We start from the raw sequence: 12,965 nt of genomic DNA, 5'->3' as shown, positions 1-12,965 counted from the left end.
GCAGTCTCACCGCCGCGCTGACCCATGCCTCGCGCGCCTACCGTGCCGCCGCCGACAAGGTCGCGTCCGACTTCGGCCTGTCCCAGGCGACCGGCCTGCCCGTGCTGGTCATCAGCCGCTTCGGCGATGGTGGCGTGCGGCCGGGCATCCTGGCGGAGACGCTGAGCCTGGAAGCGTCGTCGCTCGTGCGCATCGTCGACCACCTGATCGGGTCCGGCCTCGTGGAGCGCCATGAGGATCCGCAAGACCGCCGCGCCAAGATCCTGCGCCTGACCGACGAGGGTTTGAAAACGGCCGCCCTGATGGACCAGGCGCTGACGCCCTTCCGCCGCAAGCTGTTCGGCGCCTTCGATCCGGCCGACGTCGAGGCGACGCTGCGCGTGCTGTCCGGCCTGCCGACCGCCATCGCGAACGTTCAGGCCGAGGCGACCGAAGAACGCAAGAGCGCATGAAGTTCGCCACGCGCGCGGAGGTACTGTTCTCCGTCAAGTCATTCGCGGCAGCGATGCTCGCGGTCTATCTATCGATGCACATCGGACTGCCGCGACCGTTTTGGGCGATGATGACGTCGTACATCTGCGCCGCGCCATTTGCCGGGCCGACCCGTTCCAAGGGGCTGTTCCGCGCAGGTGGTACCGTCCTCGGTGCCATCATGGTGACGTTCCTCGTGCCCCGGCTGATCAACTCGCCTGAACTGCTGTCGCTGGCGCTGGCCCTGTGGATCGCCGGCTGCCTGTATTTTTCGCTGCTCGACCGCACCCCGCGTTCGTACATGCTGATGCTGGGCGGCTATACCGCCGGCCTCATCGCCTTCCCCGCCGTGAACGAACCGGGCGCCATCTTCGACATCGCCCTCGCCCGCGTCGAGGAGATCCTGCTCGGGATCACCTGCGCCACCGTCGTCCACAGCCTCGTGCTGCCGCAGCCGTTCGGTCCGATGCTGCTGGCCCGCCTCGACCACGCCGTGCGCGATGCCCAGCACTGGATCCGCGACGCCCTGAATCCGGCCGGCGACGTCCGCACCGCCGCCGACCGCCGCAAGCTCGCGGGCGACATCACGGAAATGCGCCTGATGACCACCCACCTGCCGTTCGACACGTCGCACCTGCGCTGGACCGAGAAGGCCGTGAACGCGCTGCAGGAACGCCTGGCCGCGTTCGTGCCCATCGTGTCCGGCATCGAGGACCGCCTGACGGCGCTGCGCGACCTCGGCGCCACCGAGGTGTCGGAACGCTGGCGCGCGCTGCTGCAGGACGTCGTCGCCCTCACCGAGAGCCCCAGGGACGTGTCGCTCGACGCCGAGGGCGCCGTGCTGCGCCAGCGCATCGCCGCGCTCGAACCCGCGGTGGACGACACGCTCGGCTGGACCGGCATGATCGAAGTGAACCTGGCCGCGCGCCTGCGCCGCCTGATCGAGATCTGCGTCGAGACGCGCACCCTGCGCCAGCACATCGACGCCGGCGTGCACGGCACCCTGCCCGACGCCGTGCGCCACCTGCCCGGCGTACCGGTGAGCGCGTTGCACCTGGACTGCGGCATGGCCCTGCTGTCCGCCTTCGCCGCCATGGTCGCCGTGCTGGCCTGCTGCGCATTCTGGATCGTGACCGGCTGGCCATCCGGCGCCGCCGCGCCGATGATGACGGCCGTGCTGTGCTGCTTCTTTTCCACGCAGGACGATCCCGTACCGTTCATCAAGAGCTTCATGTGGTATTCGATCTTTTCGATCCCGCTGTCGGCCCTTTACCTGCTCGGCATCCTGCCGGCCGTGCACAATTTCGAGACCTTCATGCTGGCCTGCGCCCCGACCTTCCTCGTGCTGGGCGTGCTGCTGGCCCGGCCGGCGACGTTCGGCCGCGCCATGCCCTTCCTGTTCGGCATCTGCGGCACGCTGGCGATGATCGACACGCACAACGCCGACATGGTGTCGTTCCTGAACAGTACGCTGGCGCAGGTCGTCGGCTATGTCGCCGCCGCCGTCACCACGAGCGTGTTCCGCCGGGTCGGCGCCGGCTGGACCGCGCGCCGCCTGCTGAAGGCCGGCTGGAGCGAGCTGGCGCAACTGGGCAGCGGGAAACGGGTGCCGTCGCTGCCGGAATTCTCGGCCAGGATGGTCGACCGCGTCGGCATGCTGACGCCACGCCTGGCGCTGGCCGGCAAGGACCAGGACCTGCAGGCCGTCGACGCCCTGCGCGACCTGCGCATCGGTCTGAACATGACCCTGCTGCAAAGCGTGCGCGCCCGGCTGGGCCGCTACGATGCTGCCGTCGGCCCGCTGATGAAGCAGCTGTCTCGCCATTTCGCGCTGCGTCCGACGGTCGACGCCGGCTGCGAGCGCAGCCTGCTGGACTCGCTCGACAACGCCCTGCGCGCCATCTGCGCGGGCGAGCGTAGCGACGCCCGGCGTAGCGACGCCCGGCGTGGCGACGCCCGACGCGAGGCGCTTGCCGCGCTCACCGGCATGCGCCGCGACCTGTTTCCCAAGGCGGCGCCGTATGCGCCGTCCCTCGCCACTGCAATCTGAATGGAGATCCGATGATCGGCGAAGTCAGCATCTACGGCCTCTACGTTCCTCCGCTCCTGCTGCTCACCTTGGCGGCACTGGTGGTCGCGCGGCTGTTCAGCCTCGTCCTGGCGAAGACCGGCTTCTACCGCCTGGTCTGGCACCCGGCCCTGTTCGATTTTTCMCTGTTCGTCATCGTGCTCGGCGCACTGACGTACACCACACGCAACTGGTCCTGAGATGGCTATGAAAACTGTTTTGTCGAAAATTGGCCGGGTCAGTATCACGGCGGTGGTAACCGCGGGTGCGGTCTATGCCGGCTGGCAGTTGTGGCGCCACTACGAGGTCGAGCCGTGGACGCGCGACGGCCGCGTGAAAGCCTATGTCGTGCAGGTCGCGCCCGACGTGACCGGCCAGGTGACCAAGGTCCACGTGCACGACAACCAGCAGGTGCAGGCCGGCGAGCCGTTGTTCGAGATCGACCGCGCCCGCTTCGAACTGGCCCTGCGCCAGTCCGAAGCCCAGGTGACGGCGGCCGAAGCGGCGCTGGCCCAGGCGCTGCGCGAGAACAAGCGCAACACCCAGCTCGACGACCTCGTGTCGCAGGAAACCCGGGAACAGGGCCAGACCCGCACCGACCAGGCTAGAGCCGCGCTGGCGCAAGCCATCGTCAACCGCGACACGGCGAAGCTGAACCTCGAGCGCACACACGTCGTCTCGACCGTGAACGGCATCGTGACGAACCTCGACCTGCGCGAAGGCGCTTACGCCACCGCGGCACACCCCGTAATGGCCGTCGTCGACAGCGGCTCGTTCTACGTCGAAGGCTACTTCGAAGAGACGAAGCTGCCCGGCATCCAGCCCGGCGCCCCGGTCGACGTCACCTTGATGGGCACACGCCAGCCAATCCATGGCCACGTCGAAAGCTTTGCCGAAGGCATTGCCGACCGCGACCGCAGCACCGGCGCCAACATGCTGCCGAACGTGAACCCGACCTTCAACTGGGTCCGCCTGGCCCAGCGCATCCCGGTGCGCATCGCCCTCGACCCGGTGCCGRCCAACGTGCGCCTCGTCGCCGGCCAGACGGCGACCGTCAAGGTATTGCCGGCGCCGACACCTTCGCCGACCCGTGCCCCGGCAACCCCGGCACGGGCCGTGGCATCGGCCCCCGCGACCACCACGCTGAAGCAACGATCATGACCCTGTACCGCTCTAACGCCAGGAAAGCAGCCAGGAAAGCATGCGCGCTGTCGCTGATGGCGGCCGCGCTGGCCGCCTGTACCACGGTCGGCCCCGACTACCACGTGCCGAACGAAGCCGTGGTCAAGCGCGACGCGGCCAACGCCCCGTTCATGGGCGCAACCGAACAGCCCTTCAAGTCCGACCCGCTGCCGGCCGACTGGTGGCGCCTGTACCAGGACCCGCTGCTCGACAAGCTGGTCGCCAGGGCCTTCGCCAACAACGCCGACCTGCGCGTAGCCGCCGCCAACCTCCAGCGCGCGCATGGCGTGCTGGAAGAGGTCGGGGAAAAGAAGCGCCCCGAAGTCGAGATGAGCGCCGCCCCGCTGTACGGCCGCATCGCCGGCGCGCAGCTGGGTATTCCGGAACAGCTGCCCACCGATGGCTTGTACGACGGCGACATCAAGATCGGCTACACGCTCGACCTGTGGGGCCGCATCCGCCGCGCCGTCGAGGCGTCGGAAGCGGATGTCGAAGCCGCACAGGCCGCCAGCGACCTGACGCACGTCATCGTCGCGGCCGACACGACCCGCGCCTATGCGGAAGCGTGCTCGGCCGGCTACCAGCTGAAAGTGGCGCAGGACTCCGTCGATCTGCAGCAAAAATTCGTGAAGCTCACGACCGAACGCGTCCAGCGCGGCCGCGGCATTGCCATCGACACCACCCGTGCCCAGGCCCAGCTCGACCAACTGCGCGCCAACCTGCCACCGCTGGAGGCACGCCGCCGGACGGCGCTGTACCGTCTCGCTGTTTTGACCGGTGAAGTGCCGAGCCGGTTCCCGGCCGAGGTCGCACAATGCGCCACCCCGCCGCGCGTCGCCGCGACGATCCCGGTCGGGGATGGCGCCGCCCTGCTGCGCCGCCGTCCGGACATCCGCCAGGCCGAACGCCAGCTCGCGGGCGCGACCGCGCGCATCGGCGTGGCGACGGCCGAGCTGTACCCGAACATCAAGCTGGGTGCATCGGTCGGCGCGATCGGCATGATGAACCAGTTCGGCGATGCGAACACGTGGAAATTCAGCCTGGGCCCGCTGATCTCGTGGAGCCTGCCGGCCACGAGCCCGGCCCGCTCCCACATCGCCCAGGCCAGGGCCAACACGGCCGGCGCGCTGGCCCGCTTCGATGCCGTCGTGCTGAACGCGCTGCGCGAGACGGAGAGCGCACTCACCGTCTACGCCCGCGAACTCGACCGCAACGCGTTTCTACGCGCCGCACGCGACCAGAGCGCCCTTGCCGCGCGCCAGTCGGCCAGGCTGTACCAGTTCGGGCGCACCGACTTCCTGTCCCAGCTCGACGCGGACCGCACCCTGGCCAGCGCCGAGAGCGTGCTGGCGGCGTCCGATGCGCAGCTGGCGGCGGATCAGGTGCAGTTGTTCCTGGCGTTGGGTGGCGGGTGGGAGCATGGCGCCAAGCATGGCGATGAGCACGCTGGTGCGGAACGTGCGCAAGAAGAGCATGGGGCGCAGCCGCACCACGCCGGGTAATGCGGCGTGGACGTCGCGTGCGCGCTGCGTTTGTCACGATGCGGCAGCCAACATGATGCACACGTCACGCGTGGGCAGCGCATACGGCGCGTTTATTCTGGATTGCGTGGTGGAGCTGCCCACCCTACGCGCGACCCGCTACCCGCTACCTACAACAGCTTGTCCAGCGTGATCGGCAAGTCGCGCACCCGCCTGCCCGTCGCGTGAAAGACGGCATTCGCGATCGCCGCGCCGACGCCCGTGATGCCGATTTCGCCGATCCCCTTGGCGCCCAGCGGGTTCACGTGCGGGTCGTCCTCATCCACGATCTGCACGTCGATCGCCTGGATATCGGCATTCGTCGGCACGTGGTATTCGGCCAGGTTGCCGTTCACCGCGCGGCCTTCCCGCTTGTCGATCAGCGTTTCTTCGAACAGCGCCAGGCTGATGCCCCAGACAATCCCGCCCATCAGCTGGCTGTACCCCATCTTCTCGTTCATCAGCTTGCCGACGCCATAGACGCCGACCACGCGCGGCACGCGGATCTCGCCGAGCTCCTCGTCCACCGTCACCTCGACGAACACGGCGCCGAACGAGTGCATCGAGTACTTCTGCTTCTCGTCGCCGGGTTCCGTCTTCGCCGTCGCTTCGACCGGCGCGCCGTGGCGGGCGGCGATCGCCTGCATGGGTTCACGTTTGGCCGGATCGGCCAGCAAATAGAGCTCGCCGCCGTCCGTCGTCGCATCCACGCCGACCTGGTCGGCCGTCGCACCGAACAGCGGGGATCTCTGGTCCGCGGCGGCGATGCCCAGCAACTTCAGGCGCAGCGCCTTGCCTGCCGCCTGTACGGCCGGCGCCACGCTGGCCACCGTCATCGACCCACCCGAGACGGGCGCCTCGGGCATGTGCGAATTGCCCAGTTCGAAACGCACATGCTCGACCGGCACGCCCAGCGCGTCCGCCGCGACCTGCGTCATCACGGTGTACGTTCCCGTGCCGAGATCCTGGGTGGCCGAGCGGAACAGCGCGGTACCGTCCGGCATCAGGGTCGCGGCGCATTCCGCCGGCGAGCGATTGGTCGGATAACTCGCCGTCGCCATGCCCCAGCCGACCAGCTTGTCGCCCTGGCGCATCGAGCGTGGCTGCGGGTTGCGTTCGCGCCAGCCGAAGCGCTCGGCGCCGATGTCGTAGCACTGGCGCAGCGACTTGCTCGAGAACGGCAGGTTCTTGCCGGGATCCCGTTCCGTGTAGTTTTTCAGGCGCAGGGCGAGCGGGTCCATGTGCAGCTCATAGGCGAGCTCGTCGATGGCACATTCCTGGGCATACGAGCCGGTGGCTTCCCCGGGCGCGCGCATGAACGTGGGCGTGCCCAGGTGCATGCGCGCCAGCCGGTGCGACGTTTCCTGGTTCGGGCTTTCATACATCATGCGCGTGACGAGGCCGCATGGTTCGATCCAGTCCTCGATCATCGACGTGTAGGCGATCGTGTCGTGACTGGACGCCGTCATGCGCCCGTCCGGCAGCGCCGCCATGCGCATGCGCTGTTCGGTGTTCGGGCGGGTGCCGACCGGGCCGAACATCTGGTTGCGGTCCAGCGACAGTTTCACGGGACGCCCCAGCTGCTTCGCCGCCATTGCCGCCAGCACGACGTGCGACCACACGGAACCCTTCGAGCCGAAGCCGCCGCCGACATACGGGCAGATCGCCGTGACATTTTCCGGCGGCATATCGAAGATGCTGGCGACGATGCGCTGCACGCCCTTCATGTATTGCGTCGAGTCGTACAAGGTGAGGCGGTCGCCGTCCCAGTGCGCGATCGTCGCGTGCGTCTCGAGCGGGTTGTGGTTCTCGACCGGCGTCGTGTAGGTGACATCGATTTTCGCGCTGCCGGTCAAGAGACCCGCGTGCAGGTCGCCGCGCTTCGTGTCGGTCTCTTCCGTCAAGACCTTTTCCGGCGGGTGCACGAACTGCTTCGCCTGCTCGAAGTCGAGCACGGCCGGCTTGCGTTCGTAGTCGATACGCAGCCTGGCCCCGGCCTCGCGCGCGCGCTCGAACGTGTCGGCCACGACGACGGCGATCGGCTGGTTGTTGTAATGGACCTCGTCCTCTTGCAGCAGGGTCAGCCGGCGGCCGATGGGCGGCTGCAGCTTGCCGTCCTTCGTCTTCTGCGGCAGGCGCACCGGACCGCCGGCCGAAGCATTCTCGTGGGTCATCACGAGCAGCACGCCGGGCACCTCGCGCGCCGCGCTGTCGTCGATGTGCAGCACGCGCCCGCTGGGAATCGTACTCATGACGAGGACCGCGTGAACCACGCCGTCGACCGGATGCTCGGCCGAATAGCGCGCTGCCCCGCTGACTTTCGCCCAGGCGTCGACACGATTGATGGGTGCGCCCGTGATGCTCATGCCATTCCCCCCGCCGTGCCCGTGGCGATCCGCAGTGCGCGCGCGACGGCACGCTGCGCCAGTTCGACCTTGAATGCGTTGTGCGCATGCGGCTGCGCGCCGGCGACGGCATCCGCACCCGCCTTGCCCAGCACGTCATCGGTCAACGCGTCCAGCGCGTGGCCGCGCAGTCGCTGTTCCGCGCCGTGCGCGCGCCAGGGTTTGTGCGCCACGCCGCCCAGCACGATGCGCAGGTCGCGGATCGTCGCGCCATCCAGGTCGACGGCGGCCGCCACCGACACGAGCGCGAACGCATAGCTGGCGCGGTCGCGCACCTTCAGGTAATGCGAATGCTGCCCGAACGGCGACGGCGGCAATTCCACCGCCGTGATCAGTTCGCCCGGACGGATCACGGTGTCGTCCTGGGGCCGGTCTTCCGGCAGACGGTGGAAATCGGCGACGGGCAGCTGCCGCGCGCCGTCCGGCCCCTGCAGGTGGACGATGGCGTCGAGTGCGACGAGGGCCACGCTCATGTCGGAGGGATTCGTGGCGATGCAGTGCGGGCTGGCGCCCAGGATCGCGTGGATGCGGTTGTGGCCGTCGATGGCGTCGCATCCGGAGCCGGGATCGCGCTTGTTACAGTGGGGGAACGTCGGATCGGTGAAGTAATGGCAGCGGGTGCGCTGCAGCAGGTTGCCGCCGACGGTCGCCATGTTGCGCAACTGGGTCGACGCGCCGTTCAGCAGCGCCTCCGACAGCAGGCGGTAGCGCCGGCGCACGAGCGGGTGATTCGCCGCCGCCGTGTTGCTGGCCATGGCGCCGATGCGCAGTCCGCCGCCCGGTGTGTCCTCGATGTCGGCCAGCGGCAGCCGGCTCACGTCCACCAGGCGTACCGGTGTTTCGATGCCGCTCTTGTACAGGTCGAGCAGATTGGTGCCGCCGCCGATGAATTTCGCGCCCGGCTGGCGCGCCAGCTCGAGCGCATGGTTCACGTCAAGGGCCCGGTCGTAGAAGATCGAATGCATGCGTCCTGTTCCTAGGCCTGGCGCAAGACCACGCTGTGGATCGCCTTGACGATGTTGGGATACGCGCCGCAGCGGCACAGGTTGCCGCTCATACGCTCGCGGATCTCGTCTTCCGACAGCGCGCCCGGCGCCAGCTGGTCGCCTTCGGTCAGCATGCTGGCTTGCCTTGCCTTGACCTCGTCCAGCAGCGCCACCGCCGAACATACCTGCCCCGGCGTGCAGTAGCCGCACTGGAAGCCGTCGCAATCCATGAAGGCCTGCTGCATCGGGTGCGGCTGCCCGTCCTGGGACAAGCCTTCCACCGTGGTGATCTCGCGGCCGTCGTGCATCATCGCCAGCGTCAGGCAGGCATTGATGCGCTGGCCATCCACCAGCACCGTGCACGCGCCGCACTGGCCGCGATCGCAGCCCTTCTTGGTGCCGGTGAGACCCAGCACTTCGCKCAATGCGTCCAGCAACGTCACGCGGGGTTCGATCGTCAGGTGGTGCTCGGCGCCATTGATCCGCAGGGTGAGCGGTTGCGGCGGCGCGTAGGACGGCGCCGCAACCTGCGCACGCTGTTCCAATGGTCTGTGGTCATCGTCTGGCATCGTTGAACTCGCTTCCGAAAAGTACCTCGATCATCATCTCCGAATTCAAAAAATCGCGGAGCGCGCCAGAAGTAAATTCCTTAAGGAAATCAAATACTTAAGATGGAGCGCGAGCAACCCGGTTGACGCGCGCCGTTGCGGCAGGCGTTTGAAGGGCTCTATACTCGTACAGTGATGCACAGAAGCATCGCCAACCCGGAAACGACCATGCGCTCCACCTTGCTCCTGTTGACCCCGCTCTTGCTGATGGCCGGCTGCGTCAACGAATCGGCCAGCTACACGATCGACGGCAACGACCACGCCCTGACCATGGTCGTCACGCAGGACTATTTCTGGAGCAAACAGGTAGGCTTGCGCCTGATCGCATCGCGCCTGCCGGACTGCCAGCGCCAGTTCGACCTCGGCAAGACGCCGCTGGCCGACCTGAACGTCGAGCTGTTCTCGACGGGCGACGAGAGCTTCCTGCTGCGCTCGGGCGACGAGATGTGGCAGGTGGAAACCCGTGACTGCAGACAGTTGCCGGAGCCATCGGACAATGTCCAGGCACAGCCGATCGGCGTCTTCCACATGGATGCGAAAAAGCGGCTCATATTCGAGCCGGCCGAAGGCTCGGTGGCGGCCGCGCAATAAATACGCAGCAAGACGCGGCGGATCAGGGCCGCAGCCAACCGCGCGCGATCGGCACCGCGAGCACCCGTCGATAAAACGTGGCGAGAGAACCGGCCAGGGTCGCGCACAGGACGTCCATTCTCGCCGTCCGGAACAACAGGGCCGCGCCCACGGCCATGCCCAGCGCGCCCAGCATGTCCAGCGGCCAATGAATACCCAGGTAGATCCGCGACCAAGCCACGGCACAGGCCAGCGGCACCAACGCAATGCCGAAGCGGCGGGCAGCCGGCGCCGCGCTGGACGCCAGCACCAGCGCGGCCGTGAACATGACGGTGCCGTGGTCGCTCGGGAAGGAACTGTCCGGCGCATGCCGCATGAACGCATGGCCGGCGCCCACGACGAACGGGCGCGCGTGATACCACGCCAGCCCGATCAAGGCATTGCCCGCCAGCGCGCAGGCGATGGCCGCCAGCGCCTTCACGGCCGCCGCGCGCCGGGCGACGTCGCCGCTCATCCACAGGAGCGCGAGACCGAGCGGGACGAGCAGGATCAGCCGTTCGGCGATGAACAGGCCGAGTTCCAGGCGCCAGCCATGCAGGCCGGCAGCCGCATTCAACCCGGAATACCACAGCAGATTCAGATGTTCCAGCATGATGGGCATGGCAGGCGCGTGACGATGACTTCACTGTAGCGCAGCGCCATCACGGCCGCCACCCCATCGTGGAGCGACTCGCTTTTCATCAAGCGGATCGGACGAAACCGGCTCGGCCCCCGTTAAGCGCGAAGCGATGACGGATGGCAGCAGCCGCGCGGAAAGATCCATGCCGGGCGACGCGCCGACGCGGCGCCGCGCGGATAGCGCTCACAGTGCACGCAGCGACACCTCACGCCACCAGCGGCGGCAGCCGGTACGCCGGCACTGCGGACCGGATTCAGCGCGGATTCAGCGCTGGCCCGTCAGCTGGCGCAGACGCGCGATTTCGGCCGTGCGTCCGAGCCGGTCGAGCGCCTGCTCGAGCAGGGTGCGGTCGCCTTCGCGCAGCATGGTCCATTGCGTGAAGTATTCGTGCACGGTACGCCACGGCGGGAACTCGGGCGGCATGCTGCGCCATGCGCTGCCGGTGTGGAGGAAGTACAGGACGGCGCAGAAGACATCGTACAGATCGTGCTTGCGCGGCCGCGTCTTGCGGCGGGCCGCTTCCAGCATTTCACGCACGGTCTCGAACTGTTCACGCGGTACATCGCTTGGAAAATTTGGCCTGGCCATGTCGATCGCCTCAAAGTCACTTGGAGACACATGATCCGGAACAGGTTCCCGATCATCGACGGGCGTTAGTGCCTTGTCGCGCCAGCCTGAACACGAGCGCCCAGTAAATACAGTCTACACAACTTGTTCGGAATCATGGCTCGTTTTTTTGGAGAACATGTACATTTTTTGGAGAACATGTACAAAGCGCCGCATTCCGGCAACAAGAGGCGGATCGACAGGGAAAAAGGGGCGCTGGGACGCGCCCCGGAGGGGTAACTCAGTCGCGCGCCAGCGACAGGAATTCGGTGCGCAGTGCCAGGTTCGGCTGCAGCTCGCCGAGCAGGGCCGAGGTGATGGTTTCTTCGCCCGGCGTGCGGATGCCGCGGCTTTCCATGCACATGTGGCGACACTTGATGACCACGCCGACGGCTTTCGGTTCCAGCACTTCCATCAAGGTGTTGGCGATCTGGACCGTCAGCCGCTCCTGCACCTGCAGGCGCTTGGAAAAGACGTCGACGAGGCGCGTCAGCTTCGACAGCCCGACGATCTTTCCGTTCGGCAGATAGCCGACCGTCGCCTTGCCGAAGAATGGCGCGAGGTGGTGTTCGCAGTGGCTGTAGACCGGGATGCCGCGCACCACGATCAATTCGTTGTATTCCTCGGCGCCATCCTCGAACGCCTTGAGGATTTCGACCGGATCCTGGTCGTAGCCGGAAGTCCAGTGTTTCCAGGCCTTGGCGACGCGTGCGGGCGTCTCGTGCAGGCCGGGGCGGTCGGGATCTTCGCCAATGCTGGACAACAGGCGGCGCCAGTCGTGCTCGGTGAAGACTTCTTTGTTAGACATGGTTAACCCTAAAATTTTCGATTGCCGAGAGTATATAGAAAATGAGGCCGATCCACAGATGGCAACGGCTTTTGCGCAAAACGAAAGCCGCCTCATCGGGGATGCGCTAGCGTAGTCGAGGTCCTTGTCACTGCGCGGGAGAACAGCCATGCTTGGGAGCACTGTCCTGGAAGTCGCGATCGGCCTGACATTTTGTTATGGCACGGTCGCCTTGATCGTCACCACGTTGCAGGAAGCGCTGGCCGCGGCGTTCCGGTTGCGTGCCAATACCCTGCTGGCAGGCATCAAGACCATGCTCAACGACCCGTGCTTCGACGGGCTGGCACGCGCGATCTATCGGCATCCGCTCGTCAATCCACATGCGGACGGTACGCTGCCGGACGAGCGGGGCATGCGTACCCGGCCATCGTACATCGAACCGGCCCATTTTGCGATCGCGCTGGTCGACAGCCTGTGGCACGTCCCGGGCGACTTCGCCCAGCTGGCCGGCGCGATCGAGACGATCCCCGATCCGCAGCTCAGGCAGGCGATGCGCGCGCTGTACGGACGTGCGCGCGACCTGCAGCAATTCCAGGACATGCTGGCCGGCTGGTTCGACAACGCGATGGCGCGCATGTCCGGCATCTATAAACGGCGGCAGCTGCTGATCTCGCTGCTACTGGCGTTGCTGCTGGCGATCCTGTTCAATATCGACAGCATCCATCTGTTCCGCACGCTGTGGCAGCAGCCCTCGCTGGCCGCCCATCTGCGGGAGGCGCCGGGCGTCGCCACGCCCGGCGCGCTCGATCCCGCCGTGTTCGACGCCATGATGGCGCTGCCGATCGGCTGGACCCATTTCCCGCCGGTGCCCGGCGCCGACTTCGCGCTGCAGGTGGCCGGCTGGATCATCACGGCGTCGACGGCGCTGTTCGGCGCGCCCTTCTGGTTCGACCTGATGCAGCGCGTCGTGCGCCTGCGCAGCACGGGCACCCGGCCGGATGACCTGCCGCCGTCGCTGCGGGTGGAAGGCAAGATCGCGGCCGCGGCCGCGGCCGCGCCACTGCCCTGAACAGGCATGACGGG

The 12,965-nt window shown here is 67.2% G+C and carries 12 protein-coding genes and 1 pseudogene; 7 read left to right on the top strand and 6 right to left on the bottom strand.

The features are described 5' to 3' along the window. From AC1DYX_RS05450 to AC1DYX_RS05430, 5 genes are all read left to right on the top strand, one after another. Positions 1-452 (top strand): MarR family winged helix-turn-helix transcriptional regulator (locus AC1DYX_RS05450; RefSeq protein ID WP_477257076.1); only part of this gene is annotated, 452 nt, incomplete at its 5' end. After that, positions 449-2,521 (top strand): FUSC family protein, encoded by a 2,073-nt coding sequence (locus AC1DYX_RS05445; RefSeq protein WP_477257074.1) that lies wholly within the window; start codon positions 449-451, stop codon positions 2,519-2,521. The genes AC1DYX_RS05450 and AC1DYX_RS05445, both read left to right, overlap by 4 nt. Before the next feature lie 11 nt (positions 2,522-2,532). After that, the gene (locus AC1DYX_RS05440; protein WP_477257072.1) at positions 2,533-2,739 is read left to right on the top strand and encodes a DUF1656 domain-containing protein; all 207 of its coding nucleotides are present in this window, start codon (positions 2,533-2,535) and stop codon (positions 2,737-2,739) included. A gap of 7 nt (positions 2,740-2,746) precedes the next feature. Continuing rightward, the gene (locus tag AC1DYX_RS05435) at positions 2,747-3,700 is read left to right on the top strand and encodes an efflux RND transporter periplasmic adaptor subunit (RefSeq protein ID WP_477257070.1); all 954 of its coding nucleotides are present in this window, start codon (positions 2,747-2,749) and stop codon (positions 3,698-3,700) included. Beyond that, a complete protein-coding gene (locus AC1DYX_RS05430; protein WP_477257068.1) occupies positions 3,697-5,223 on the top strand; it encodes an efflux transporter outer membrane subunit in 1,527 nt (508 codons plus the stop codon). The genes AC1DYX_RS05435 and AC1DYX_RS05430 overlap by 4 nt, the downstream gene beginning before the upstream one ends. A 149-nt stretch (positions 5,224-5,372) precedes the next feature. Here AC1DYX_RS05430 and AC1DYX_RS05425 read toward each other — a convergent pair whose 3' ends face one another. The 3 genes from AC1DYX_RS05425 to AC1DYX_RS05415 are packed head-to-tail and all read right to left on the bottom strand — an operon-like array spanning position 5,373 to position 9,201. Then, a complete protein-coding gene (locus tag AC1DYX_RS05425) occupies positions 5,373-7,607 on the bottom strand; it encodes a xanthine dehydrogenase family protein molybdopterin-binding subunit (protein WP_477257066.1) in 2,235 nt (744 codons plus the stop codon). Further along, positions 7,604-8,611 (bottom strand): FAD binding domain-containing protein, encoded by a 1,008-nt coding sequence (locus AC1DYX_RS05420; RefSeq protein WP_477257064.1) that lies wholly within the window; start codon positions 8,609-8,611, stop codon positions 7,604-7,606. The genes AC1DYX_RS05425 and AC1DYX_RS05420 overlap by 4 nt, the downstream gene beginning before the upstream one ends. 11 nt (positions 8,612-8,622) lie before the next feature. Then, entirely contained in the window at positions 8,623-9,201 is a 579-nt protein-coding gene (locus AC1DYX_RS05415) for a (2Fe-2S)-binding protein (RefSeq protein WP_477257062.1), read from the bottom strand. A 207-nt stretch (positions 9,202-9,408) separates the two neighbouring features. Between AC1DYX_RS05415 and AC1DYX_RS05410 the strand changes: the two genes are divergently transcribed. Further along, complete coding sequence (locus tag AC1DYX_RS05410; protein ID WP_477257060.1) at positions 9,409-9,831, top strand: hypothetical protein; 423 nt, start codon at positions 9,409-9,411, stop codon at positions 9,829-9,831. 22 nt (positions 9,832-9,853) lie between these two features. Here AC1DYX_RS05410 and AC1DYX_RS05405 read toward each other — a convergent pair whose 3' ends face one another. The 3 genes and pseudogenes from AC1DYX_RS05405 to folE form a co-directional block, all read right to left on the bottom strand. Continuing rightward, positions 9,854-10,471 (bottom strand): phosphatase PAP2 family protein, encoded by a 618-nt coding sequence (locus tag AC1DYX_RS05405; RefSeq protein WP_477257058.1) that lies wholly within the window; start codon positions 10,469-10,471, stop codon positions 9,854-9,856. Between the two features lie 330 nt (positions 10,472-10,801). Then, positions 10,802-11,077 (bottom strand): annotated as a pseudogene (locus AC1DYX_RS05400) (transposase); the annotation flags it as partial. Between the two features lie 259 nt (positions 11,078-11,336). Then, complete coding sequence (gene folE / locus AC1DYX_RS05395) at positions 11,337-11,903, bottom strand: GTP cyclohydrolase I FolE (protein WP_477257056.1); 567 nt, start codon at positions 11,901-11,903, stop codon at positions 11,337-11,339. Between the two features lie 148 nt (positions 11,904-12,051). Between folE and AC1DYX_RS05390 the strand changes: the two genes are divergently transcribed. Next, positions 12,052-12,951: a hypothetical protein gene (locus tag AC1DYX_RS05390; protein ID WP_477257054.1), complete on the top strand. Its 900-nt coding sequence runs from the start codon at positions 12,052-12,054 to the stop codon at positions 12,949-12,951. The last annotated feature ends 14 nt before the right edge of the window (positions 12,952-12,965 follow it).

The sequence above is a fragment of the Massilia sp. P2_C2 genome (genome assembly GCF_056404615.1).
This window is presented reverse-complemented; position numbering and strand designations above follow the sequence as displayed.

Bases quoted from the DNA above. Each gene is read 5' to 3' on its own strand.
- AC1DYX_RS05445 (WP_477257074.1), top strand. From the start codon at position 449: ATGAAGTTCGCCACGCGCGCGGAGGTACTGTTCTCCGTCAAGTCATTC.
- AC1DYX_RS05430 (WP_477257068.1), top strand. From the start codon at position 3,697: ATGACCCTGTACCGCTCTAACGCCAGGAAAGCAGCCAGGAAAGCATGC.
- AC1DYX_RS05425 (WP_477257066.1), bottom strand. From the start codon at position 7,607: ATGAGCATCACGGGCGCACCCATCAATCGTGTCGACGCCTGGGCGAAA.
- AC1DYX_RS05420 (WP_477257064.1), bottom strand. From the start codon at position 8,611: ATGCATTCGATCTTCTACGACCGGGCCCTTGACGTGAACCATGCGCTC.
- AC1DYX_RS05410 (WP_477257060.1), top strand. From the start codon at position 9,409: ATGCGCTCCACCTTGCTCCTGTTGACCCCGCTCTTGCTGATGGCCGGC.
- AC1DYX_RS05405 (WP_477257058.1), bottom strand. From the start codon at position 10,471: ATGCCCATCATGCTGGAACATCTGAATCTGCTGTGGTATTCCGGGTTG.
- folE (WP_477257056.1), bottom strand. From the start codon at position 11,903: ATGTCTAACAAAGAAGTCTTCACCGAGCACGACTGGCGCCGCCTGTTG.
- AC1DYX_RS05390 (WP_477257054.1), top strand. From the start codon at position 12,052: ATGCTTGGGAGCACTGTCCTGGAAGTCGCGATCGGCCTGACATTTTGT.